This is a genomic window from Streptomyces sp. NBC_00400 (genome assembly GCF_036048035.1).
In the GTDB taxonomy this organism is placed as follows: domain Bacteria; phylum Actinomycetota; class Actinomycetes; order Streptomycetales; family Streptomycetaceae; genus Streptomyces.
Genome location: NZ_CP107940.1, coordinates 5,096,154 through 5,120,579, shown reverse-complemented (window position 1 = coordinate 5,120,579; position 24,426 = coordinate 5,096,154). Strand labels below are relative to the sequence as shown.

Here is a 24,426-nt window from a genome sequence, read left to right as displayed (position 1 = left end):
AAGGCGGCGCGGGCCCCGACCCGGGCTTGGATGATCCTCTGAGTTCGCACGTTCGAAGATCGCCGGTGGAAGATCGGCACAGGCGGTTACCCTCGGGCCGGGGTGCGGGGCCGGCACCCGGGCCGGGCCCGGCAAAAGGGGAGGCCGGATGGGGAACAGTGGCATATCAGGGGGCTCCAGGAAGCTGGTGATCGTGGTCGCGATCGCCGCGCTGCTGGTCGCCCTGCACTCCGTTTTCAGCCAGTTATCCGCGCCCACGGTCTACGACGCGGACGACACCGAGATCACCGTCTCCGCCGGCGACCGCTTCAGCGTGCAGGTCCCCGACGATCCCGCCGGCGGCTACCGCTGGATCATCGCCGAGCCCCGCCCCGACCCGGCCGTCCTGAGGGCCGCGGGCGCGCACGGGGGCACCGGCGGCCCGCCCCCGGCCGGCACCGCCCGCTACCTCGCCTTCGAGGCCGTCCGTCCGGGACGTACGGACTTACGGCTGCTGCGCTGCCGGCGCTGCGGCACCGGCGCCGCCGACGAGAAGGGCGCCCGCAGCCTCAACTTCCGCGTCACGGTCGGCTGATCCCGTTGTCACCGTGGGCCGGTCCGCCGTCACTGTGTGCTGCCCCGTTCGGACCGCCAGGCGTTGCGCACGGACCTGACAGATGGCAGGCAGCGCTCGCGGCCCCTGGTTAGCATGAGGAAGCGGAACAGCTTGAGAACAGGCCGACGGCCGCGCACACCGCCCACGACAGGAGCTGAACGATCACCATGAGTGAACGGAGCGCACTGCGGTCGCGGCTGGAGGCGCTCGTTCGGGAACTGGCGAAGTTCGGCGCGGTCGGCGGCGCGGGGGTCGTCGTCAATTTCGCGGTGTTCAACCTCGTGCGGCATCTGACCGAGGTCCCCGTCGTCCGGGCCAGCATCATCGCGACCGTCGTGGCGACCGGCACCAACTACCTCGGCTACCGCTACTTCACCTACCGTGACCGCGACAAACAGGGCCGGACGAAGGAGCTGACGCTCTTCCTGCTGTTCAGCGCGGTCGGCCTGGTGATCGAGAACGGTCTGCTCTACGTCGCGACGTACGGGTTCCACTGGGACAGCCCGCTGCAGAGCAATGTCTTCAAGTTCCTCGGCATCGGCTTCGCCACGCTCTTCCGCTTCTGGTCCTACCGCACCTGGGTCTTCCGTGCCCTGCCCGCGCGGGAGGCCGTGGAGAGGGCCGAGTCCTTCCTCGCCGACGGCTCGGAGCGCCCGCGCAGCGCCGCCCGGAAGTAACCCCCGGGGCCGGCCGGGACCCCCAAGGGCGCTCGCGGCCTCACTCCTCGACCGGCTCCGCCTCACGTGCCAGGAACAGCGCGAAGACCGGCGGATGCTGCTGGAGCAGTTCCAGCCGCCCGCCGTCCGCCTCCGCCAGGTCCCGTGCAACGGCCAGCCCGAGCCCGGTGGAGTTCCGGCCGGAGACCGTACGCTCGAAGACCCGCGAGCCGAGGTCCGGCGGCACCCCGGGCCCGGCGTCGGTGACCTCGACGACCGCCTGGTTGCCGGTGACGCGGGTACGCAGCGCGACCGTCCCGTCGCCGTGCATCAGCGAGTTCTCGATCAGGGTGGCCAGCACCTGGGCGACCGCGCCCGGTGTGCCGACGGCCCGCAGCCCCTTCTTGCCGGAGCGCACGATGGCCCGCCCCGCACTGCGGTAGGCCGGCCGCCACTCCTCGATCTGCTGCTTGACCACCTCGTCCAGGTCGAAGGCGACCGCGGAGCCGCTGCGCGGGTCCCGGGAATTGGTCAGCAGCCGCTGGACGACGTCCGTCAGCCGCTCCACCTGCGCCAGCGCGATGGTGGCCTCTTCCTTCACGGTGTCCGGATCGTCGGTGACCGTGATCTCCTCCAGCCGCATGGACAGCGCGGTCAGCGGCGTCCGCAGCTGGTGCGAGGCGTCCGCGGCCAGCCGCCGTTCGGCGGTCAGCATCCGTGCGATCCGTTCGGCGCTGGCGTCCAGCACATCGGCGACCCGGTCCAGCTCCTGGACGCCGTAGCGGCGGTGGCGCGGGCGGGGGTCGCCGGAGCCGAGCCGTTCGGCGGTCTCCGCGAGGTCGGTGAGCGGCGCGGTCAGCCGGCGGCCCTGGCGGACGGCCAGGATGACGGCCGCGATGATCGCCAGCAGCGCCACGGCCAGGATGACCAGCAGCGTCCGCCCGATCTCCGCGCTGACCATGGAGCGGGAGGCCTGGACCGTGACCGACTCACCGCGGTCCCCGCTCACCTGCGACTGGATGACCTCGCCCGAGGGCCGCGTCCCGATCTCGATCGGCGCCTTGCCCGGCACCTTGATCTTCGCGTACCGCTTGGCCGTGATCTGCTCGGAGAGGATGTCCGGGGTGATCTTCTCGCCGCTGCCCAGCCGGCTCTCCACTATCCCGACCAGCCGGACCGCCTCGGACGCCACGCTCTCCTGGGCGCCGGCCTGGATGGTGCGGGTCTCGACGATGACGAGCGAGACACCGAAGACGGCGATCACGACGAGCACCACGGCGAGCGTGGAGTTGATCAGGCGGCGGCGCACGGGCCCCTAGCTCTTCTCGAAGCGGAAGCCGACTCCGCGGACGGTGGCGATGTAGCGGGGGTTGGCGGCGTCGTCCCCGAGCTTCTTGCGCAGCCAGGAGATGTGCATGTCGAGCGTCTTCGTGGAGGACCACCAGGTGGTGTCCCAGACCTCGCGCATCAGCTGGTCGCGGGTGACGACCCGTCCTGCGTCCCGCACCAGGACCCGCAGCAGGTCGAACTCCTTCGCCGTGAGCTGCAGTTCCTCATCACCCATCCACGCACGGTGCGACTCGACGTCGATCCGTACGCCATGCGTGGCGGGCGGCTGCTGGGGCTCGGCGGTGGAGCCGCGGCGCAGCAGGGCCCGTACCCGGGCGAGGAGTTCGGCGAGCCGGAAGGGCTTGGTGACGTAGTCGTCGGCGCCGGCGTCCAGGCCGACGACGGTGTCCACCTCATCGGCGCGGGCGGTCAGCACCAGGATGGGGAAGGAATGGCCTTCGTTGCGCAGCCGGCGGGCAACCTCCAGGCCGTCCATGCCGGGCAGCCCCAGGTCCAGGACGACGAGGTCGATATTGCCCTGGAGACCGGCGTCGAGGGCGGTCGGGCCGTCCTCGCGCACCTCGACTTCGTAACCCTCGCGGCGCAGTGCGCGGGCGAGCGGCTCCGAGATGGACGCGTCATCCTCGGCGAGCAGTACACGGGTCATGGCCCGATGGTAGTCCGATGTCCGTGGGCCGAGGGGCGGACCAGCGCGGATGGCCGACGACGGACCGTTCCTGCAGCGTGAGCCGGGGACGCCCCGGGCGCATGCGAGGGCGCGTGGTAGCCGCAGGGGCGCTCACAGTTCCCCGTGCCGGTGTGAGCGTTGTCTCACGCAGCCCAACAGTCCTGCCACCAGACGTATGGTGGCAGGACGTCCACCGCTCAACCACCGGGACCTTTGACTCTCCACTGACGTCAACGGTCCCTCGTTGTGTACCGGGCTGGAATCGCCAGCCCTGATGGACAGTGATCGACCTGTCGACCGGGTCCGCCGCGCTTGCTAGACGGGGGGCGTGGAATCCGGAGTACGACCGTCCTGACGGCCCCTCGCGGGGGTGCCGAACCCCCCGGACGTGGGGGCGGGCGGGGCTACGCCGGTGCCGGTCACCCCCCCCACCCGGGCGCGTATCGGCCAGCGAACGCGTCCCGTAGCAGCAAGGAAACATCCATGGCGTCCAGCCTGACGAAGGACGCGGCCCAGCAGGGGAACCCTGTGGATGGCGGCAAGACCTTCTTCGGCCACCCCCGCGGACTGGCCACGCTCTTCATGACCGAGATGTGGGAGCGCTACAGCTTCTACGGCATGAAGGCTCTGCTCCCGCTGTATCTGATCGCGCCCGGCGGCATGCACATGCAGGCCACCACGGCCACGGCGATCTACTCGGTGTACATGGCGATGGTCTACCTGCTCGCCATGCCGGGCGGCTGGGTGGCCGACCGCTTCTGGGGACCGCGCAAGACGGTCGCCATCGGTGCCCTCGTCGTCATCGCGGGCCACATCACGCTCGCCCTGCCCTCCGCGGCGTCCTTCTTCGCGGGCCTCGTGCTGGTCGCGATCGGCTCCGGCCTGCTGAAGGCGAACATCTCCACGATGGTCGGCCACCTCTACGACGGCCCGCAAGACCCGCGCCGTGACGGTGGCTTCACGCTCTTCTACATCGGCATCAACATCGGCGCCCTCCTGGCCCCGCTGTCCATCGGCACCGTCGGCGAGAGCGTCAACTGGCACCTCGGGTTCACGCTCGCCGCCGTCGGCATGGCGCTCGGCCTCGCCCAGTTCCTGCTCGGCACCCGCCACTTGAGCCCGGAGAGCAGCGTCGTCTCCCAGCCCGCGACGGACCGGGAGAAGGCGTCCGTGCTGCGCAAGGGCCTGATCTGGCTGACCGTCGCGGCCGTCTTCTACACCCTGCTCGGCGTGACCGGTAACTTCGCCGACTGGGCGCTGATGCCGATCACCATCGCCGGCCTGGTCATCCCGATCGCGGTCCTGGTCCGCATGAAGCGCGACAAGGAGCTCACGGAGCTGGAGCAGTCCAAGCTCTCGGGCTACATCTGGTTCTTCGCGGTCGCCGCCGTCTTCTGGATGATCTACGACCAGAACGGCTCCACCCTGTCGATCTTCGGCGCGAACTCCACGACGAACGACCTGCTGGGATTCCACTTCCCGACGTCCTGGTACCAGTCGCTGAACCCGCTCTTCATCATGGCGCTCGCCCCGGTGGTCGCGTCGGCGTGGCTGTGGCTGAACAGGCGCGACAAGGAGCCCAGCACCGCGGTCAAGTTCGCCTCCAGCCTCGCGCTGATCGGCATCTCGTTCGCGGTCTTCCTCATCCCGCTGATCGACACCGCCGCGGGCGGCGGCAAGGTCAGCCCGATGTGGCTGGTGGCGATCTACTTCATCCAGACCGTCAGTGAGCTGTGCCTCTCCCCGGTCGGACTGTCGGTCACCACCAAGATGGCGCCCGCCAAGTACACCTCCCAGATGATGGGTGTCTGGTTCCTCGCGGTCACCGCGGGTGACTCGGTGTCAGGTCTGCTGACGTCGCCGCAGCTGAACGTCAATCTGAACACCGCCGCCTCGGTCACCGTGGAGGCCGTGTTCGCCGTCATCGCCGGCCTCGGCATCTGGACGTCCCGCAAGCGGATCAAGGAGCTGATGGGCAGCGTCAACTGACGCCTGCCGGCCCGGCCCCGGACAGCGGAAGGGGGCGTCGCACCGCCGGTGCGACGCCCCCTTCGTGCGTCCGTGGGGACGAACCCCGCCTATGCGCCGGGGACGTGCCGCGTCAGCGGACCCGTGCCCGGTGCCGGGGCAGGAAGGTGAAGACCGCCCCGCCCAGCAGGATGACCGTCCCGGCGAGGAGGCCGAGCGCGGTCAGCGCACCGTGGTCGCCCGCTCCGGTCTCGGCGAGGCCGCCGCTGCTGCCGCTGCCGCCCGAGACACTGGCCGGCCCCGCCGCGCCGCCACCGGAGGCCGCGGCGCCGCCGGTGGCACCACTGGACGTGCCGCCGGACGTGCCGCCCTGCTGGGCCGAGGTGTCCAGGGCGAGCGAGACTCCCGGGTCCTTCTCCGGGGTGCAGGTGGTGGTCGTCCCGAGGGCGTTGACGGTGAGCACGCCCGGGGTGAGCGTGGCCTTGCCGGTGGCACCCGGCTTGTAGGTGCCCTTCAGATCGGGGATCGCTATCGGCTGCCCCGACTTGATCGGATCGGCGTTCGCCGGCCCCTCGACCTTCACCGATCCCTTGTCCGCGCCACCGGCCTTGACGTCCATCGACGGCTTCACCGAGCCCTTGGGGATGTCCGCCGGACTGTCCATCACGGACTTGCTGAACTTCACCGTCAGGTCGTAACTGCCGGCCTTCTTCACGGCGTTGATCTGGACCGGCGAGGTCGCCTTCTTGTCCCCGATGGGCGTCTTGCAGGCGTACGGGACCAGTACTTCCTTGCCCTTGTACGCGGTGCCGTCGGGGTCGCCGCCGGAGCCTCCGGTGGTCGTACCGCCGGACGAGCCGGTGGTCGCCCCGCCGTCGGTGCCGCCGGTGGTGGTGCCACTGGTGGAACCGCCGGTGGTCCCGCCGGTCGTGCCCGTTGTGGTGCCGCCGGTCGTGCCGGTGGTGGTCCCGGTAGTGGTGCCGCTCGTGGTCCCGCTGGTGGTGCCGCTGGTCGTTCCGGTGGTCGTGCCGCTCGTGGTGCCGCCGGAACCGGCCCCGCCGTCGGTCACCTTGATGGTGACCGCGGGCTTCACCGTCTCCTTGGGCGAGCACTTGGTGTCCGTCGAGATCGGCTTGTTGACGTTGATGTTGTAGAAACCGGGCGTCAGGGTGACCTCACCCGGCTTCGACAGTTTCAGCTTGCCCTTCATGTCGGACAGCTTCATCGGACTGCCCTTGGGGATCGGCGGGTTCTGCCGCGGCCCCTGCATGGCCAGATCGCCGGTCTGCGCCCCGGCCACCTTGATCGTGCCGGTCGGCTGGACGGTGTTCTCCCCGAGATCGAGGATGTCGGGGTTCTTGGACGCTCCCTCGACGGTCTTCCAGACCACCTCGATCTCGTCGCCCACCTTGGCCGTCTCCGGCGCGCTGACCGCCACCTTCGTGGTGCCCTCGACCGGCGGCAGCCCCGATATCGGCGGCGGCAGACACTCCGTCTTGTACGACACCTCTGCGGCCTGGGCGGTCCCGGCCGCTGCCATGATGCCCGCACCCGCGAGCACCAGCGCGGCCGCCGATGCCACCGCGGCTCTCCTCCGTTGCCTCATCACGCTGAACCTTTCGACGTCGGTCGTTCGGTTGATGTCGGTCGTTCGGTTGATGTGGTGGTGGACGGTGCGGTGTCCGGGGTGAACCACGGCAGTGCGGCACGGCCACCCGGTGTACCGGGGCCGGCCGTGGAGCCCTTGCTCGCGGTCCGGTTCCTGATGCGTGGTCCGAGGCCGGCCGCGCGGGTGCGTCCGGCCGCCGGCATGCCTTCGGCCGTGGGCGTACGTCCGGTCTCGGACGTGCGTCGGGTCGTGGGCGTACGCCCGGTCGTGGGCGTACGTTCTGCGCCGTGCCTGCGGGTGCCGCCCGTCCGGCGCGGGCGCACCCGGTCCACGAGTGCCATCCCGATGCGGAACACCGCCGTCGGGACCACCACGCAGAGCAGCGCCCAGAAGAGCGTCACGCCCCAGGGCCTGCCGACGCCCCAGGGCTGCTCGGCCAGCACCTTGCCGCCGTATGCGAGCGAGACCAGATAGTCCCCGTGCGCGCCGGCCGGCAGCTCGACCGGCAGCGTGACCTCGGCCTTCTTCCCGGCGGGTACGGTCCCCCGCCACTGCTGCTCCTCCCACTCCGTCGCGAAGACCCCGTGCGCGGTGCCGACCCGGAAGACGGGGTCCTTGGCCGGTGCCGAGCCGAGATTGCCGACCGTGAGGGTCAACTGGCGCTGTGCGGGGGCGCCGAACCAGGTCAGCAGGCCGCTGCCGCCCGCCAGTCGCGGCTGGGCGAGCACGGTCAGCCGGCCGCCGGCGCTCTCCACGGGCAGCGGCGCCACCGGGTGGCCCGCCACCGTGAAGACGGCATCCGCATCGGCCGCCTCACCGGTCACGGTTGCCGCATGCACCACACAAGGGCAGGGCTTGGGCGGCTCGGCGACCGGGAGGCGCCTGCGGAACGTGCCGTGGGAGTCGGTGGTGACCGCCCGTCCGTCGCCGTTGGCACAGGAATTGGTGCCGCCGATCATGTTCTGCCCGCAGATCAGCAGCGTGAGCAGCGCCCTGGGCCGCCAGCCACGGCCGGTCACGGTGAGCGAGCCGCCCTTGCCGGCTTCCTTCCGGGAGAGGTGGACGGTGGGGGCGCCGTCGGCGGCATACGGGGCCGCGGGCGCGGCGGCTGCCGGGAGCGGAGCCGCCACGAGTGCCAGGCAGAGCAGGAGCAGGGCCACCGTCCGCTGCCGTACGGGGAGTGTGGGGCGTGCGGCGCGTACGGTGCGGGTTGCCGGGCCGGTGCGGAACCGCCCGGTGCCGCCGGTCACGACCGCGCTCCTGGTCCGGTACCGGCCAACTGCCCCGCCGCGTCCGCCCGGTCGCCGCCGGGCGGTGGCGCGTCACCGGCCGTCCCCGCCGCGGTCCCGGCGCCTTCTGCCCCGCGCGCGCCCGGCACCTCGCTCGCGCCCCGTGCCCGGCGCCGCCGGCGTACGACAACCGGTCCGCCCACGCCGGCCACCAGGAGGAGCATCCCTCCGGCCACCGCACCCCAGGGGGCCGTGGTGTACGTGGCGGTGGCGGACCCGTGGGCGCCGCCGCCCGCTGTCACCGTGAGCCGGAGGTCCACCGCGTCCAGGCGGGGCGGATCGGCCCACTTCTCCGTCAGATCGACACCCTGGCCGGGCCGCAGCGTGGTCGGCAGGGCGCGGGGGGCCCGCCGCAACACGGGGCCGAAGAGCCCGTCGGCGCGGACCGCGAGGCGCGGCGCGAGCACCGTGTTGCCGCGGTTGACCAGCGTGTACCGGATGAGCGCCGCACCGCCCCGGCCGCGCACCGACACCTTCTCGACGGTCAGCGCGGACAACGGCCGCCCGGTCACCCGCAGATGGACCGGTACGGCGTCCCGCCCGTCCGCGCCGCTCCCCCGGCCGCCGGTGGCGAGCAGCGAGCCGGAGCGCTCACCGGGGGCGGCATCCCGCGGCACGGTCACCGTGAACGGCACACTCGCCCGGGTGTGCGGCGGAACCTTCACCTCCGCCGAGGCGAGCGTGAGCCACGAGCCGGGTGTGGAGCCGCGCAGCCGTACGGTGACGGTGCGGCCGGTGGGGTTGCTCAGGGACAGCCGGTCGCTCATGACGGTGCCCGGCGCGCCCTCCAGGTAGAAGTACGGGCGGTCCGGTGTGCCGGGCGCGGCGCCGTCACCGGGCGCGGGCGCCGCGGACCAGCCCGGTGGCGCCGGGGCGGCGGCCGGCCGGGCCACGGCAGCGGCGGAGCACGGCAGCACGGCGGCGGTCGCGAGGACCACACCGCTGACCGCTGTGCGGGGACGGAAGGGCATCGGCGGCTCCTGGTGCAAGGGGGCCGCCCCGTGCCGGCCGGGCATGGGGCGGGCGGAGAACGACGGTGCACCACGCGGGTCCTGGCGCCCCACGCGGCGGGTCACACCCGCTGGTGACGGCGGGTCAGCCAGAGCGCCCCGGCCGCGCCGGCCAGCAGCACGGTGCCGCCGAGGGTGCCCAGCGCGAGGGCGGAGTCCGCGGGTCCGGTCTGCGGCAGCTGCCCGCCCGAGGAGCCCCCGCCGCCGGCCGCCGCAGCACCGGTGCTTCCCGAGGCACCGCCCGAGCCGCCGGTCCCCTTCACGTCCAGGGTCAGCGAGGGCTTGGGGTGGTTGGCGGGCGTGCACGTGGTGGTGGTGCCCAGCGCCTTGATGGTGAGCGTGGAGGCGGTGAAGGTCACCTTGCCGCTGCCCTTGGGGGTGTACGTACCGCTCAAGTCACTGATCTTGATCGGGGTGTTGGCCGGAATGGCCTGGTCGTTGGGCGGCCCGGCGACCGGCACCGTACCGCTCTCCGCGCCGCCCAGCGTGATCAGCGCGCTCGGCTTCATGGCGCCCTTGCCCAGCTCGACGGGACTGGAGGAGACCCCCTTGCGGAAGGACATGACGAGCTTGTACGCGCCACCGCTGGGCGTGCTCGTGATGTCGATGGGCGAGACCGCACCCTTGCTGCCGATCGGCGTTTTGCACTGGTAGTTGACGTCAACGACCTCGGCATGGGCAGCCGGCGCGGTGAGCATCACCGCGGACCCCGCCGCCATCGCCACGGCCGCGGCGACACCGGCCGCCCGGCCCGGGCGCCTGCCGTGCTGTTCGTAGAAGCGGGCCACCTCGGATTCCCCTTCTCCCGGTGAGCGCACCGCCGGACGTTACTGACGGCACATCAGATTGGCCGCTCAAGGTACGCCGGGGACCTTGCCGAGGGAAGGCAATGCACAGCCCCGATCGGCCCGGGGGCCGCGCGGCGGGGAAATCCGGCCTCGGCACACCGGTCCGGAGGTACGAAGGGGCCCGGGGTGCGCAGGGATCCGGGGCGCCGTGGGCAGGGGGAACGTCCCACACGACAAAGCGCGGGCCCTCGGGCCCGCGCTCAGCTCTTGTCTTCCCCGGCGGTATCCGCCCGCCCTTCAGGACGGCGCGGCGAGCTCCGCCCAGACGGTCTTGCCCGTGCCGTCGGCGTTGCGCACCACGCCCCAGTCCAGGCACAGGCGCTGCACGATGAACATGCCGTGACCGCCGGGGCGGCCCGGGCGGTGCGGGCTGCGCGGCGCCGGCGAGCCCGCGCCGAGGTCGCTGACCTCCAGGCGCAGCACTTTGCCGGTGCTGCGCAACCGCAGCTCCTCGGGCCCTTCGGCGTGCAGGCAGGCGTTGGTGACCAGTTCCGAGACGACGAGCAGCACATCCTCGGCCGCGGCACGCCGGTCGGCGCTCGCGGCCGGCAGCCAGCCCCAGTCGTGCAGCGCCTGCCGGGCGAAGTCACGGCCGCGCGCCACGGCCCCTCGGGTGCCCGCCAGGCGCAGCCGGCGGATCTGACCCACCGGGGGGGCAGCCGGGGCGGCGGAAGCACCCGCGCCGCCCGGCTCCGGGCCGAGATCGCCCGGCGGATACGGCCGGGTGGTGCTCATCAGCGCTTCACCTCACCGATTCGCCTGTTCACGGAAAACAGATACTGACTGATTCAACGGATTCAGATGTCTCCTGCCCGACCGGACCGTGAGAACACCCACTTCTTGGGTACGGAAGTTGTGACACGGACTACGTGCCCGGAATGCAACGTTCCGGACACCGTCGCCGTGTCAGTCGGCCAGGGCCGCGTCGAGGGAGTCGTGCACCGTGAAAACCGCCTCGGCGCCGGTGATCTCGAAGACCCGGGCGACTACCGGCTGCATTCCGGCCAAGTGGACTCCGCCCCCCTCGGCTTCCGCCTTCAGGCGGGCGCCGAGCAACACATTGAGACCGGTGGAGTCCATGAACTCAAGGGGTGAGCAGTCCACCACCAGGCGTGCATATCCGTCGTCCACACAGCCTTCAAGTGACTCACGCAACAGATCTGCGGTGTGGTGATCGAGCTCACCCGAAACCGTCACGACCGCGCTGGCGCCGTGATGGCGGATCTCGACATGAAGCCGCCCCCGGCTTGCACTGCCGACCGTCCCGCGGTCCATGCGCGCGCACCTCTCCTGCTGTCTAGACGACTGTTTGCTTACCTACTGCGCTCGTCCGAACCCTACGCCTTCCCGACGCCTCTCGGTAGCCGAACAATCCGCGTATTGCCCAATATATGGACAACGCGTACTTGCCATCTTCAGGCAAAGCCAGGTAGGCGTAGAAGCACACATTCGAAACGGCCGGCTTTGGAGGCGCCGCACACCGCAGCTTCGCGTAGAGGCATCGGCAGCCATATGCCGAGAACGATGGAGGAGACCATGTCACCCCGGCTCGACGAATTGCGCACCGACGACACCCGGCAGCCCGCATCGTCGACACCCCCGTCCGACCCGACCGGGCACATCCCTTCCCAGTTGGTCCCTGCCGAATCCGATCTGGCGGGATTGACCGAGATCGAGGGGCTGCCCGAGATCCCGCCGTTCGACGAGGTGGGCCCGGTGGACGCGAGGGCTCTGTCCAAGACCCTCTTCGAGCGTCTCGAGACGCTTGAGGAAGGCACCCACGAATTCGCGTACGTCCGCAACACCCTGGTCGAGCTCAACCTCGCGCTGGTGAAGTTCGCGGCCTCCCGGTTCCGCTCCCGCAGCGAGCCCATGGAGGACATCGTCCAGGTGGGCACCATCGGCCTGATCAAGGCGATCGACCGCTTCGAGATCAGCCGTGGTGTCGAGTTCCCGACGTTCGCCATGCCGACCATCGTCGGTGAGATCAAGCGCTTCTTCCGTGACACCAGCTGGTCGGTGCGGGTACCGCGGCGTCTGCAGGAGCTGCGTCTGGACCTCGCCAAGGCGGGCGACGAACTGGCGCAGAAGCTGGACCGCGCCCCCACGGTGCACGAACTCGCCGCACGCCTCGACATCAGCCGTGACGAGGTCGTCGAGGGCATGGCCGCGAGCAACGCGTACACCGCGAGCTCGCTGGACGCCCAGCCCGAGGAGGACGACAGCGAAGGCGCGCTGGCGGACCGCATCGGCTACGAGGACCACGGGCTCGAGGGCATCGAGTACGTCGAATCCCTCAAGCCGCTGATCGCCGAACTCCCGCCGCGCGACCGGAAGATCCTCTCGCTGCGCTTCGTCGCCAATATGACGCAGTCCGAGATCGGCGAAGAGCTGGGCATCTCCCAGATGCACGTCTCCCGTCTGCTTTCCCGCACCCTCGTGCGGCTCCGCAAGGGGCTGATGGTCGAGGAGTGAGGGACCGCGGTCCCTGCCGGTCCGCGCGGCCGGCAGCCGCCCGCGCAAAGGAGGGCCTGCCCCGGGGTTGCTCGGGGCGGGCCCTCTCTTGCTTGCCGGTGCGCAGAGCTTTCTCTTGCCGGTGCCGAAGGCCGTCCGCGCCGGCTGCGTGAGCCGGCGCGGAGGTCACTGCGGTCGGGCGGGCGTCAGACGCGCACTCCCTTGTGCCACACGGCCGAGACGAGCGGGACGCCCGGCCGGTAGGCGAGGTGGACGTGCGAGGGCGCGTCCAGGAGGGCGAGGTCGGCGCGGGCGCCGGGCGCGATCCGTCCGACGTCCGTACGGCGCAGGGCACGGGCGCCGCCCGCGGTCGCCGACCACACCGCCTCGTCGGGCGTCATCCCCATGTCGCGGACCGCCAGCGCGATGCAGAACGGCATGGAACTGGTGAAGGACGAGCCGGGGTTGCAGTCGGTGGACAGCGCGACGGTGGCGCCGGCGTCGAGCAGCGGGCGGGCGTCGGGCCACCGGGCACGGGTGGAGAACTCGGCGCCCGGCAGGAGGGTGGCGACGGTGTCGGACTGCGCGAGGGCGTCGATGTCGGCCGGGCTGAGGTGGGTGCAGTGGTCGGCGGAGGCGGCACCGAGTTCGACGGCGAGCTGGACGCCGGGGCCGTGGCCGAGCTGGTTGGCGTGCACCCGCGGCACCAGGCCCCTGGCCTTGCCCGCGGTGAGCACGGCACGGGCCTGGTCACCGTCGAAGGCGCCCCGCTCGCAGAAGACGTCCACCCAACGGGCGTGTGGGGCGCAGGCCTCCAGCATCGGACCGGTCACCAGATCGACGTAGCCGGCCGGGTCGTCGGCGTAGTCGGGCGGGACGATGTGCGCCCCGAGGAAGGTGACCTCGTCGGTGTGTTCGGCGGCGATGCGCAGCGCGCGGGCCTCGTCCTCGACGCTGAGCCCGTAGCCGGACTTGGTCTCCTGGGTGGTGGTGCCCTGGCGCAGCGCCTCGGCGAGGTAGCGGGCGACGTTGGCGTGCAGGGCCTCGTCGGTGGCGGCGCGGGTGGCGGCAACGGTGGTGCGGATGCCGCCGGCGGAGTACGCGCGGCCGGACATCCGGGCGTTGAACTCCGCGGTGCGGTCGCCCGCGAAGACCAGGTGGGAGTGGGAGTCGACGAAGCCGGGGATACCCGCCCGGCCGCCCGCGTCGACGGCGTTGTCAGTGGCGGGTGCTTTGCTGGAGGCACCGACCCAGGCGATGCGGTCGCCGTCGATGACGACCGTGGCGTCCTGGATCAGGCCGAGGGGGCCTTCACCCAGGGAGGGGTCGTTGGTGACGAGCTGGGAGATGTGGGTGATGGCGGTGGTGGTCGGCGTGGAGGTCGTCGTCATCGCGGGGGTGTTCTCCTTCAGCCGCGTACCGCGGCGATGGACTCTGCGAGGGCGGTGGGTACGTCGGGGACAAGGGTGTGCACACCGTCCCGGACGATCTGCCGGCCGCCGACGATGGTGTGCCGTACGTCCGCCGCGGAGGCGGCGAATACAGCCGTTTCGGCGGCCAGCCGGGGCGGTGGTCCGGCGGTGCGTACGGAGTCCAGTGCGATCGTGGTGAAGTCGGCGAGCGCGCCGGTCTCCAGGGCGCCGGCGTCGTCCCAGCCCAGGGCGGCATGACCGTCGGCGGTCGCGGCACGCAGCAGGGCGGCGGCCGTCCAGTGCCCGCGGGTGCGGGTGCGCAGCCGTTCGTCCAGCTCCATGGCGCGGGCCTCTTCGAGCAGGTCGATGACGGCGTGGCTGTCGCTGCCGAGGGACAGCGGGCTGCCGCGGCCCTGGAGCCGGGCGGCCGGGCCGATGCCGTCGGCCAGATCGCGTTCGGTGGTGGGACACATGCACACGCCCGTGTGGGAGTCACCGAGCAGCTCGATGTCCTCGGTGGTGAGGTGGGTGGCGTGCACGGCGGTGGTACGGCTGCCCAACGCACCGTGGTCGGCCAGCAGCCGGGTGGGGGTGCAGCCGTGGGCCTCGCGGCAGGCGTCGTTCTCGGCGGTCTGCTCCGAGAGGTGGACGTGCAGCGGGGCCTGCCGTTCGCGGGCCCAGTCCGCGACGGTGCCGAGCCGGCCTGCGGGGACGGCGCGTACGGAGTGGATGGCGGCGCCGATGCGGGCGTGGGCGCGCTCCTTGAGCGCGTCGGCGCGTTCGGCCCAGCGCTCGGCGGTGCCGTCGCTGAAGCGCAGCTGGTGGTGGTCGGGCGGGGCACCGAAACCGGCCGAGAGATAGGCGGTGTCCAGGAGGGTGATCCGGATACCGGCGTCGGCGGCGGCGGTGATCAGCGCCTCGCCCATGGCGTTGGGGTCGTCGTAGCGGGTACCGCCCGGCGCGTGGTGGAGGTAGTGGAACTCGCCGACGCAGGTGATGCCGGCCAGCGCCATCTCGGCGTAGGCGGCGCGGGCGAGGGCGTAGTAGGTGTCGGGGGTGAGCCGGTCGGCGACGCTGTACATCACCTCGCGCCAGGTCCAGAAGGTGCCGGTGCCGACCTGGACGACGCCGCGCAGGGCGCGGTGGAAGGCGTGCGAGTGGGCGTTGGCGAGGCCGGGGAGGGTCAGGCCGCGCAGCGTGGTGGCACCGGGCGGTGGAGTGTCCGTACCGGTGCGGACGGCGGTGATCCGGCCGTCGGCGGTGTCCACCGTCACGCCCGGCTCGGCGTGGGTGCCGAGCCAGGCGTGTTCGAGCCAGTACGTCGTCGGTGTTGCCTGCGTCGTCAGCGGCACGCCAGCCCCTCCAGTACGTCGGCGAGTGCGGTGACCCCGGCGGCGCAGTCGTCCTCGTCCGCCGCCTCGGCGGGCGAGTGTGACACCCCGGTGGGGTTGCGGACGAACAGCATCGCCGTGGGCACCGTTCCGGACAAAATACCCGCGTCGTGCCCGGCGCCGGTGCCCAGGACGGGCACGGTCCGCTCCCCCGACTTGCCGAGGATCGCACTCAGCTCGTCCCGCAGGGCGTGCTGGAACTCCACGACGGGGGTGAAGGATTCGCGGACGACGGCCAGCTCCACCCCGTCGCGGGCGGCGCGCTCGGCGGCGGCCTGCTCGATCCCGGTGATCACGGTGTCCAGGGTGTCCTGGTCGGGGGCGCGGGAGTCCAGCCAGCCGCGGACCAGCGAGGGGATGGCGTTGACGCCGTTGGGCTCCACGCTGATCTTCCCGAAGGTGGCCACGGCACCGGCCAGCCGGGCCTGCTCGCGGGCGGCGAGCACGGTCGCGGCGTAGCTGAGCATGGGGTCGCGGCGGTCCTCCAGGCGGGTGGTGCCGGCGTGGTTGGCCTCGCCGTGGAAGTCGTAACGCCAGCGGCCGTGCGGCCAGATGGCGGAGGCGATACCGACCGGATCACCGGACAGGTCCAGGGCACGGCCCTGCTCGACGTGGAGTTCGACGAACGCGCCGATCCGGGCGAGCCGTTCGGGGTCCGGGCCGATGGCCTCCGGGTCGTATCCGGCGCGCTCCATGGCCTGCGGGAGGGTGATGCCCTCGCCGTCGCGCAGCCGGTGCGCGGCCTCGGGGGTCAGCGCTCCGGTCGCGAGCCGGGAGCCGGCGCAGGCCAGGCCGAAGCGGGCGCCTTCCTCGTCGCCGAAGTTGACGATCGCCAGGGGCTTGTCGAACTCCGCTCCCCTCCGGCGGAGTTCATCGAGCGCGGCGAAAGAGGAGACGACGCCCAGCGGGCCGTCGAAGGCGCCGCCGTCGGGCACGGAGTCCAGGTGCGAGCCGGTGACGACGGCGTCGCCCGGGTCCACGTCCCGGTAGCCGGTGGCGCCGAGCCAGGCCCACTGGTTGCCGTTGCGGTCCAGTTCGTAGGCGAGTCCACGGCTCTCGGCCCGGTCCCGGAACCACGCCCGGCAGTCGGCGTCGGCGCCGGTCCAGGCGTAGCGGCGGTAGCCCCCGGAGGAGGAGTCGCGGCCCAGCGGCCGCAACTCCTCCCACATCTCGTGGAACGAGGCGGTCACGCGCCCTCGCCTTCGCCCTCGCGCATCGGGATGCGGACGCCGCGCTCGGCGGCCACCTCGTCGGCCCGCTCGTAGCCCGCATCTACATGCCGGATGACGCCCATGCCGGGGTCGTTGGTGAGCACCCGGCGGATCTTCTCGCCGGCCAGCGCGGTGCCGTCGGCGACGGTGACCTGGCCGGCGTGGATCGAGCGGCCCATGCCGACGCCGCCGCCGTGGTGCAGCGAGACCCAGGAGGCACCGGAGGCGACATTGACCATGGCGTTGAGCAGCGGCCAGTCGGCGATCGCGTCCGAGCCGTCCTTCATGGCCTCGGTCTCGCGGTAGGGCGAGGCGACGGAGCCGCAGTCGAGGTGGTCGCGGCCGATGGCCAGCGGGGCCTGGAGCGTCCCGTCGGCGACCATCTCGTTGAACCGCTCGCCGGCCTTGTCGCGCTCGCCGTAGCCGAGCCAGCAGATCCGGGCGGGCAGCCCCTGGAAGTGCACCCGCTCGCCGGCCAGCTTGATCCAGCGGGCCAGCGACTCGTTCTCCGGGAAGAGGTCCAGGATCGCCTTGTCGGTCGCGGCGATGTCGCGGGCGTCGCCGGACAGCGCGGCCCAGCGGAACGGCCCCTTGCCCTCGGCGAACAGTGGCCGGATATAGGCGGGGACGAAGCCGGGGAAGGCGAAGGCCCGCTCGTATCCGGCGAGCTGGGCCTCGCCGCGGATCGAGTTGCCGTAGTCGAAGACCTCGGCGCCGGCGTCCATGAAGCCGACCATGGCCTCGACGTGCCGGGCCATCGACTCGCGGGCCCGCTGGGTGAAGTCGGCGGGCTTCTCGGCGGCGTAGGCGGCCATGTCGTCGAAGTCGATGCCGGCCGGAAGGTAGGCCAGCGGGTCGTGGGCGCTGGTCTGGTCGGTGACGATGTCGATCGGCGCACCCTCGGCGAGCATCTGCGGCAGCAGCTCCGCGGCGTTGCCGAGCAGGCCGATGGAGAGCGGCTTGCGCCGGTCGCGGGCCTCGACGGCGAGCTGGAGGGCGTGCTGGAGGCTGTCCGCCTTCACGTCCAGGTAGCGGTGCTCGATCCGGCGCTCGATGGCGCGCGGGTCGACGTCGATGCAGATCGCGACGCCGTCGTTCATGGTGACGGCGAGCGGCTGGGCGCCGCCCATACCGCCGAGGCCGGCGGTGAGCGTGATCGTCCCGGCCAGCGTGCCGCCGAACTTCTTCGCCGCGACGGCCGCGAAGGTCTCATAGGTGCCCTGGAGGATGCCCTGGGTGCCGATGTAGATCCACGAACCGGCGGTCATCTGGCCGTACATGGTCAGCCCGAGGGCTTCCAGGCGGCGGAACTCCTCCCAGTTGGCCCAGTCGCCGACGAGGTTGGAGTTGGCGATGAGCACCCGCGGCGCCCATTCGTGCGTCTGCATCACGCCGACCGGCCGGCCGGACTGGACGAGCATCGTCTCGTCCTGCTTCAGCGTGGTGAGCGTGCGCACCATGGCGTCGAAGGAGCGCCAGTCACGTGCGGCCTTGCCCGTGCCGCCGTAGACGACGAGCTGGTCCGGGTGTTCGGCCACCTCCGGATCGAGGTTGTTCTGCAGCATGCGCAGCGCGGCTTCCTGCTGCCATCCCCGAGCACTCAGCTCCGTACCGCGCGGTGCCCGCACGGGTCGCGGTCCCGACATGGGCCGTGCCTCCCTGACGTCGAATGGATTGAGCTATTCACATATTGAGGTTGATGAATAGCTCTAGTCAACAGGGCGCGGTGGGCCGCTCGCCGCGAGCCGCACGAACCGGCCAACCCGCCGGACATTTTTTGACTTGCCTACTGGGAAAGCCTGAGCTAACTTTCCCAGTAGGCAAGTCAACGGGGAATGCCTGGACCGCCTTGGGGAGGCGATGGCCATGAGCACATCAGTCGATGCCGAACAGGCCTGGAAGGATCTGCAGCGCATCCGGGTGCCGCAGGAGCGGGTGTACGACGAGATCGAGCGAACCGCCCGGAACGACGCGGGGTCGGCCTACGCCACGGCTGCGGTGATGTGGGTGTTCGTCGCCGTCTCGGGCCTCGATCTGCCCGGGTGGGCGTTCTGGCTGGTACTCACGGCCTATGTCGCCCTGCTCGGCTCGCTGGCCGTGATCTACAACCGCAGGACCCGGATGCGCCTGCACCGCTCGCGTCACAGCTGGCGGTCGTTCGCCATCTTCTTCGCGGGCATGGCGGTGACGTTGGTGACCATCCTGGGCTCCGGCCGGCTCGTCGACTGGCTGGCACTGCCCTTCGGCAGCCTGATCCAGGCCACCGTCTCGGCGGGCGTCTTCGTCCTCTTCGTCGGACCGGCGAACCGCTGGGCGGTCGGCTCACTGCGCGACCGCGGTACGAGAACCCTCCGGAAGGAAGCAGGCCGATGAGCACCCCGAGCGGCTTCGACGAACTGATCCACCCCTCCACCCGGCTGTCCGTGGTGGCACTGCTCGCCGCCACGGAGTGGGCCGGCTTCCCCTTCATCCGCGACAGCCTCTCGCTCAGCGACTCCGCACTCTCCAAACAGCTGCACACCCTGGAAGAGGCGGAGTATCTGGAGATCCGCAAGGAGGGCGGCGGCCGCAAGCGGCGCACCAAGGTGCGGCTGACGCACCGCGGCCGGACCGCCTTCGAGGGACATGTGGCCGCGCTGCGGGCCATCGTCGAGGGCGCCGGGCCCGCGGCGTCGACCGCGCCGGCGACGGAGTCCGCGCCGTCGGCGGAGACCACGGCGGCGGCCACCGGGACAGGGCAACAGCAACAGCACGCGGAGGCGGGTCGATGACGACAACCGAGCAGCCGGCCGTCGCCCCGTCCACGACCGTTCCGGAGCCGGCCGTCCCTCGGTCCGCGACCGCTCCGTCCGCCGCGGGGCCCGGCGGATCCGCCGGCCGGCCCGTCATCCGGGTACGCGACATGAGGATGTCGTACGGCGGCACGCACGTCCTGCACGGCATCGATCTGGACATCCACCGCGGCGAGATCTTTGCGCTGCTCGGCCCCAACGGTGCGGGAAAGACCACCACCGTCGAGATCCTGGAGGGCTTCCGGCAGCGCTCCGCCGGGGAGGTCACCGTCCTGGGGACGGACCCGACGCGCGGCGACGACGCCTGGCGTGCCCGGATCGGCCTGGTCCTGCAGTCCTGGCGCGACCACCGCCGCTGGCAGGTGGCCGAGCTGCTGAGGCACTTCGCCCTGTACTACCCCGCTCCCCGCGATCCCGTGGAGCTGCTGGCCCTGGTGGGCCTCACCGAGCAGGCCGGGCAGCAGGTCGACCGGCTCTCCGGCGGACAGCGCCGGCGCCTCGACGTGGCACTGGCGATCGTCGGCCGCCCGGAACTCCTCTTCCTGGACGAGCCGACCACCGGCTTCGACCCCGAGGCCCGGCGCGACTTCCACGACCTGGTCGAACGGCTCGCCCGCGACGAGGGCGTCACTGTCCTGCTCACCACCCACGATCTGGCGGAGGCCGAGCGGCTGGCCGACCGGATAGCCGTGCTGGTCAGCGGCCGGATCCGGGCCGGCGGCACCCCGGCGGAACTGGCCCGTCGAGCCGCCGCGCAGGCCGAGGTCCGCTGGACGGCGGCCGACGGCACGGCACGCCGGGAACGCACCGAGGACCCCTCCCGGCTGGTCTGGGAGCTCCACCGGGACACACAGGGACCGGTGGCCGACCTGGAGGTCCGCCGCCCGACGCTGGAGGACACCTACCTGCACATGGTGCACCGGGAGGACGGAGCCGGGGGCGGGGACGGAGCCCGGGCAGGGGCAGGGGTCAGGGGTGCGGGCGGGGCCGAGGCCTCGGGCGGGGCCAAGACTCCGAGCGGGGCACCGGCCCCGGGCAGGGGGGCTTCCGGCGCAGAGGCCTCGGACGCAGAGACCTCCGGTGGGGAGAAGGGGGAGCAGCAAGCATGAGGGGGACCGGAGTGACGACTTCGACAGAAGCGGCCGTGGTGACGGGCACGCCCCAGGGGGAGGACACGGCGGGACGGGCGGCCACGGCCGGCGCCACCGCGGGGACGGGATGGCGCCGCCGTCGCTACTGGCGCGCCGGCCTCCTGCGCGGCGGCATCGAACTCCGTCACCTCGTCCGCAGCCCCAAGGAGCTGAGCGGCCATCTGGTCAACGTCGTCGTCGCGCTGCTGCTCGCCGGCTATATCAGTGACCAGGTCCCCGGCACCCGGGTCCCGATGGCCCATCTGACGCTCGCGGGCTTCGCCGCCTACCTGCTGTTCCAGATCGGGCTGGTCAATCTCCCGCAGATCCTGGTGACCGAGCGCGAGGAAGGCGCTCTGCTGCGGCTGCGCGCCACCCCCGGCGGCATACCCGCCTACCTCGTCGCCAAGTCCCTGCTGGTGGTCGCCATGGCGTTCGGGACCCTGGTCGTCCTGCTGGGAGCGGCCGCGGTGCTGGTGGACGGCCCGCTGCCGCACGGGCCCGGCGGGTGGCTGACGCTGCTGTGGGTCTGCGCGCTCGGGCTGCTCGCCGTCGTCCCGCTGGGGGCGGCCATCGGCGCCGTGCTGCCGAACCCCCGTGAGGCGCTTGCGTTGATCATGCTGCCCTCGATGGGTCTGCTGATCACCTCGGGCGCCATGTTCCCGCTCACCTCGCTGCCCGTGCCGGTCCAGAAGATCGCCTCGGTCTTCCCGCTCAAGTGGATGGCCCAGGGCCTGCGCTCGGCCCTCCTGCCGGACGCCGCGCGCGCCGCGGAACCGGCCGGCTCCTGGGAGCTGCCGACCGTGGCGCTGATACTCACCGCCTGGGCCGTTCTCGGCTTCCTGCTCGCCGTCCCGCTCCTGCGCCGTGCCGCCCGCCGCGAGTCCGGCTCCCGCCTCTCCGAACGCCACCGCAAGGCGGGGTGGAGCGGCAGCCGGACGGCCTGAGCCGGAGCCGCCCCCTCCGGCCCGTCCGGTCGGGGACGGACGGGCCGAGCGAGGCGGCCCGTCCGGACGGAGGCGGACTGCGCGGGAGAGGGGACCGTCCAGACAGAGACGGACGGTCCAGACGGAGAAGGACGGTCCGGGCGGAGACGGACGGTCCAGGGCCCGGCTCCCGGTTGGCCCAGGGTCCGGCTCCCGGTTGGCCCAGGGTCCGGCTCCCGGTTGGCCCAGGGTCCGGCTCCCGGTTGGCGTCACACCCCCACCCAATGATGGAGTTGAGCCATGAACTTCACGGAGCGAGACCGTGCCATTCAGGCAGCCATCGCGCGCGGGCTGGTAGGCCCCGGCGAGCCCGTTGCCGGACTGCTCGACATCGCCGGGATCCGCCGGTCGGCGGCCGAACTCCGCGCCGCCTTCGAGGAGTTCACCGCGCCGGGCACCCCGATCCTGCACGCCTTCGCGGTGAAGGCCGCCTCACTCGTCCCCGTACTGCGGCTGCTCGCGCAGGAAGGGCTCGGCTGCGAGGTGGCCAGCCCCGGCGAGCTGGCGCTGGCCCGTGCCGCCGGGGTACCGGTCGCCCGGACCGTCCTGGACTCGCCGGCCAAAACCCTCGCCGAGCTGCGCGAGGCGCTGGCCCTCGGGATCGCCGTCAACGCCGACAACCCCGAGGAGCTGGCTCGGATCGACGCGCTGATGACCTCGGCGCCGAGCAGCGCGCCCATCGGCCTGCGGGTCAACCCCCAGATCGGCGGCGGCAGCATCGGGGCGATGAGCACCGCCACGGACACCTCGAAGTTCGGCGTCGGGCTGCGAGACGAGGGTGCCCGCGACTGGGTCGTACAGGCCTTCCTCGCCCGCCCGTGGCTGACCCGGCTGCACGGTCATGTCGGCTCCCAGGGCATGCCCCTGGAGCTGATGGCCGCGGGCGTCACGGCCCTGTACCACCTCGCCGAGGAGATCAACGAGAAGGCCGGCCGGCGCCAGATCGACACCCTCGACATCGGCGGCGGCCTGCCGGTGAACTTCTCCTCGGACGCCACCACCCCGACCTACCGCGAGTACGCCGCGCTGCTGCACGCGACCGTCCCCGGCCTGCTGTCCGGGCGCTACGGGCTCGTCACCGAGTTCGGCCGCTCACTGCTGGCCAAGCACGGCACGGTCCTCGCCCGGGTCGAGTACGCCAAGTCGGCCGGCGGCCGCCCCATCGCCGTCACCCACGCCGGTGCCCAGGTCGCCACCCGTACGGTCTTCGTCCCCGAGGCCTGGCCGATCCGGGTCGCGGCCTATGACGCCGAGGGGCGCCCCAAGACGGGCGCGCCGGTCGCCCAGGACATCGCGGGGCCGTGCTGCTTCGCGGGTGACCTGGTCGCGGAGAACCGTCCGCTCCCCCGCCTGGAGGCCGGCGACCACGCCGCCCTCCTGGACACCGGCGCCTACTATTTCTCCACCCACTTCGCCTACAACTCCCTCCCCCGCCCCGGGATTTACGGCTATGCGGCGGACGCGGACGGCGGCGTCCGCTTCGCGACCGTCCGCACCCCGCAGACCCTGGAGGAACTGACCGCGGAGAGCGGTGGTGCGCACGCGAAGTCGCTGGGCGAGCTCGGGAAGCAGTAGGCGGCGGGCACCCGGCAGAGGAAGCCCGTCCGCCGGGTTGCCCGCCGCCGCGCGCCCCTCAGCGGCCGGCCCGTACTCCCCCGGCCCGGGGCGCGCCGGTCCGCGCTCCCGCTCGCCGTGCCCCGCCGGGCCGGGCATCGCCCGCGGCCGTCCCGGTCAGGGACCTCCTCGCCCCGAGACCGCTCCGTTCCCACCTGTCCGGCACACCTGCACCGGCCTGTCCGGCACACCTGTACCGGCGGCGGGAGGGGCCCACGGGCCGCACCAGGTCTCTCCCGGCGGCCCTCTCACTCCCTCCTCGCCTCACTCCACGAACAGCCCCCGCGCCGCCGCCGCCGCGTCGAATTCCTCCAGCCGGGCCTGGGCGTCCGGAAGCGCGTCGCACATCGCCTCCAGCAGTACGCGGCCCAGGAGCATGGGCGCGCAGGCCGTGTCGAAGGCCAGGCCGGTGCCGACGGGGGCCGGGAGCAGGAGGTCGGTGTGGTGGGCGACGGGGGCGAAGGCGCTGTCGGCGACGGTGACGACGGTCAGGCCGGCGGTGCGGGCGTATTCCAGTGCGTCGACGACCTCGCGGGGGTGGCGGGGCAGGGCGAAACAGAGGAGGGCGCTCGCGCCGGCGCGTACCGCGGCATCGATGCGGTCGGTGAGCATGGTGCCGCCCTCGTCCAGCAGCCGGACGTCGGGGTGGACCTTACGGGCGAAGTAGCTGAAACCGGCGGCCTGGGCGGTGGCGGCGCGCAGGCCGAGGACGGGAAGCGGCCGGGAGGCGGCGAAGAGGCGGCCGGCCTCGACCACCGGTGCGGGGTCGGCGAGGGCGCCGGCGAGCCGGCGGAGGTTGTCGATCTCCGCCTGGACGGCCTGCTGGTACTCGTTGTAGGAGCCGGTGTCGCCGGGCTTGTCCGTGGGGGCGACCTCGCGCAGATGGCGGCGCAGCGCCGGGTAGCCGTCGAAGCCGAGGGCTACGGCGAAGCGGGTGACGGACGGCTGGCTGACCCCGGCCAGTTCGGCCAGTTCGACGCTGGAGAGGAAGGGTGCGTCGGCGGCCCGGCGCACCATGCAGTGGGCGATCCGCCGCTGGGTGGGGGTCAGCCGGTGGCCCTCGAAGAGCTTCTGGAGGCGGGCGGCCGTACCGGTGTCCGCACCGGAGATACCGGCCTCCCTGCCGGTGACCTCCCTGCCGGTGGCCCCCAAGCCGGTGGCCTCGATGCCGGTGACCTCGATGCCGGTGGCGTCCCTCCCGGTGGTGCCCCTGCTCCTGTCCCGCGGCCCGTCGCCTGTCACGTCGCCGGTCACGTCGCCGGTCACGTCGCCGATGCCGCCGCCGTTGTCCCCGTCCCCGCTCATCGCCTCTTCTTCCCGGCCCGGTCGGGGGCCTGTCCTGTCCTGTGTCGACCGACTGTACGGAATTCCTGGCCCGCTCCGGTCCGCGCTACGCGCCGCGATCCGGCCGTAAGCGCACCACGCCCCCGAGCCCGTCACTGCC

At 72.3% G+C, this 24,426-nt stretch carries 22 protein-coding genes; 9 read left to right on the top strand and 13 right to left on the bottom strand.

What is annotated here, in order from left to right:
• The first annotated feature begins 148 nt into the window (after positions 1–148).
• Entirely contained in the window at positions 149–574 is a 426-nt protein-coding gene (locus OHS81_RS22505) for a protease inhibitor I42 family protein (RefSeq protein ID WP_328386476.1), read from the top strand.
• Positions 575–762: 188 nt separating this feature from the next.
• Positions 763–1,272: a GtrA family protein gene (locus OHS81_RS22500; RefSeq protein WP_328386475.1), complete on the top strand. Its 510-nt coding sequence runs from the start codon at positions 763–765 to the stop codon at positions 1,270–1,272.
• A gap of 40 nt (positions 1,273–1,312) precedes the next feature.
• Here OHS81_RS22500 and OHS81_RS22495 read toward each other — a convergent pair whose 3' ends face one another.
• Positions 1,313–2,560 (bottom strand): ATP-binding protein, encoded by a 1,248-nt coding sequence (locus OHS81_RS22495; protein WP_328386474.1) that lies wholly within the window; start codon positions 2,558–2,560, stop codon positions 1,313–1,315.
• Between the two features lie 6 nt (positions 2,561–2,566).
• Entirely contained in the window at positions 2,567–3,247 is a 681-nt protein-coding gene (locus tag OHS81_RS22490; protein ID WP_030086430.1) for a response regulator transcription factor, read from the bottom strand.
• Positions 3,248–3,751: 504 nt separating this feature from the next.
• On the opposite strand from OHS81_RS22490, the gene OHS81_RS22485 reads away from it, so the two are divergent.
• Positions 3,752–5,257 carry a peptide MFS transporter gene (locus OHS81_RS22485; protein ID WP_328386473.1) on the top strand — a complete coding sequence of 502 codons (1,506 nt, stop codon included), beginning with the start codon at positions 3,752–3,754 and terminating at the stop codon, positions 5,255–5,257.
• A gap of 112 nt (positions 5,258–5,369) precedes the next feature.
• On the opposite strand, the gene OHS81_RS22480 is transcribed toward OHS81_RS22485, so the two are convergent.
• From OHS81_RS22480 to OHS81_RS22455, 6 genes are all read right to left on the bottom strand, one after another.
• The gene (locus tag OHS81_RS22480; protein ID WP_328386472.1) at positions 5,370–6,842 is read right to left on the bottom strand and encodes a hypothetical protein; all 1,473 of its coding nucleotides are present in this window, start codon (positions 6,840–6,842) and stop codon (positions 5,370–5,372) included.
• Positions 6,842–8,095, bottom strand: a complete 1,254-nt coding sequence (locus OHS81_RS22475) for a hypothetical protein (protein WP_443058747.1) — start codon at positions 8,093–8,095, stop codon at positions 6,842–6,844. Before OHS81_RS22475 ends, OHS81_RS22480 begins: the two co-directional genes overlap by 1 nt.
• The gene (locus OHS81_RS22470; RefSeq protein ID WP_328386471.1) at positions 8,092–9,105 is read right to left on the bottom strand and encodes a COG1470 family protein; all 1,014 of its coding nucleotides are present in this window, start codon (positions 9,103–9,105) and stop codon (positions 8,092–8,094) included. The genes OHS81_RS22475 and OHS81_RS22470 overlap by 4 nt, the downstream gene beginning before the upstream one ends.
• Positions 9,106–9,206: 101 nt before the next feature.
• Entirely contained in the window at positions 9,207–9,932 is a 726-nt protein-coding gene (locus OHS81_RS22465) for an LPXTG cell wall anchor domain-containing protein (protein WP_328391348.1), read from the bottom strand.
• Positions 9,933–10,229: 297 nt separating this feature from the next.
• The gene (locus OHS81_RS22460; RefSeq protein ID WP_328386470.1) at positions 10,230–10,727 is read right to left on the bottom strand and encodes an ATP-binding protein; all 498 of its coding nucleotides are present in this window, start codon (positions 10,725–10,727) and stop codon (positions 10,230–10,232) included.
• A gap of 171 nt (positions 10,728–10,898) precedes the next feature.
• Positions 10,899–11,267, bottom strand: coding sequence for an STAS domain-containing protein (locus OHS81_RS22455; RefSeq protein ID WP_018093152.1), 369 nt, complete (start codon positions 11,265–11,267; stop codon positions 10,899–10,901).
• Between the two features lie 261 nt (positions 11,268–11,528).
• Between OHS81_RS22455 and OHS81_RS22450 the strand changes: the two genes are divergently transcribed.
• Positions 11,529–12,467, top strand: a complete 939-nt coding sequence (locus OHS81_RS22450; protein WP_328391346.1) for an RNA polymerase sigma factor SigF — start codon at positions 11,529–11,531, stop codon at positions 12,465–12,467.
• A gap of 185 nt (positions 12,468–12,652) precedes the next feature.
• On the opposite strand, the gene hutI is transcribed toward OHS81_RS22450, so the two are convergent.
• Genes hutI through hutU form a run of 4 tightly spaced genes read right to left on the bottom strand, consistent with a single transcriptional unit; the run spans position 12,653 to position 18,106 of the window.
• Positions 12,653–13,837: an imidazolonepropionase gene (hutI, locus tag OHS81_RS22445; RefSeq protein ID WP_328386469.1), complete on the bottom strand. Its 1,185-nt coding sequence runs from the start codon at positions 13,835–13,837 to the stop codon at positions 12,653–12,655.
• 17 nt (positions 13,838–13,854) lie between these two features.
• Positions 13,855–15,210, bottom strand: a complete 1,356-nt coding sequence (locus OHS81_RS22440; protein ID WP_328386468.1) for a formimidoylglutamate deiminase — start codon at positions 15,208–15,210, stop codon at positions 13,855–13,857.
• The gene (locus OHS81_RS22435) at positions 15,201–16,439 is read right to left on the bottom strand and encodes an allantoate amidohydrolase (protein ID WP_443058746.1); all 1,239 of its coding nucleotides are present in this window, start codon (positions 16,437–16,439) and stop codon (positions 15,201–15,203) included. The genes OHS81_RS22440 and OHS81_RS22435 overlap by 10 nt, the downstream gene beginning before the upstream one ends.
• Positions 16,436–18,106, bottom strand: a complete 1,671-nt coding sequence (hutU, locus tag OHS81_RS22430) for a urocanate hydratase (protein ID WP_328386467.1) — start codon at positions 18,104–18,106, stop codon at positions 16,436–16,438. The genes OHS81_RS22435 and hutU overlap by 4 nt, the downstream gene beginning before the upstream one ends.
• A 220-nt stretch (positions 18,107–18,326) precedes the next feature.
• Between hutU and OHS81_RS22425 the strand changes: the two genes are divergently transcribed.
• From OHS81_RS22425 to OHS81_RS22405, 5 genes are all read left to right on the top strand, one after another.
• Positions 18,327–18,833 carry a hypothetical protein gene (locus tag OHS81_RS22425; protein WP_328386466.1) on the top strand — a complete coding sequence of 169 codons (507 nt, stop codon included), beginning with the start codon at positions 18,327–18,329 and terminating at the stop codon, positions 18,831–18,833.
• Complete coding sequence (locus tag OHS81_RS22420; RefSeq protein WP_328386465.1) at positions 18,830–19,231, top strand: transcriptional regulator; 402 nt, start codon at positions 18,830–18,832, stop codon at positions 19,229–19,231. The genes OHS81_RS22425 and OHS81_RS22420 overlap by 4 nt, the downstream gene beginning before the upstream one ends.
• A complete protein-coding gene (locus OHS81_RS22415; protein ID WP_443058745.1) occupies positions 19,228–20,361 on the top strand; it encodes an ABC transporter ATP-binding protein in 1,134 nt (377 codons plus the stop codon). Before OHS81_RS22420 ends, OHS81_RS22415 begins: the two co-directional genes overlap by 4 nt.
• A 143-nt stretch (positions 20,362–20,504) precedes the next feature.
• Entirely contained in the window at positions 20,505–21,329 is an 825-nt protein-coding gene (locus OHS81_RS22410) for an ABC transporter permease (protein ID WP_328391340.1), read from the top strand.
• A gap of 279 nt (positions 21,330–21,608) precedes the next feature.
• Positions 21,609–22,943 (top strand): diaminopimelate decarboxylase, encoded by a 1,335-nt coding sequence (locus tag OHS81_RS22405; RefSeq protein ID WP_328386464.1) that lies wholly within the window; start codon positions 21,609–21,611, stop codon positions 22,941–22,943.
• 303 nt (positions 22,944–23,246) lie between these two features.
• Here the strand turns inward: OHS81_RS22405 and OHS81_RS22400 are convergent, their stop codons facing one another.
• Positions 23,247–24,287: a MurR/RpiR family transcriptional regulator gene (locus tag OHS81_RS22400; RefSeq protein ID WP_328386463.1), complete on the bottom strand. Its 1,041-nt coding sequence runs from the start codon at positions 24,285–24,287 to the stop codon at positions 23,247–23,249.
• Positions 24,288–24,426 lie beyond the last annotated feature (139 nt).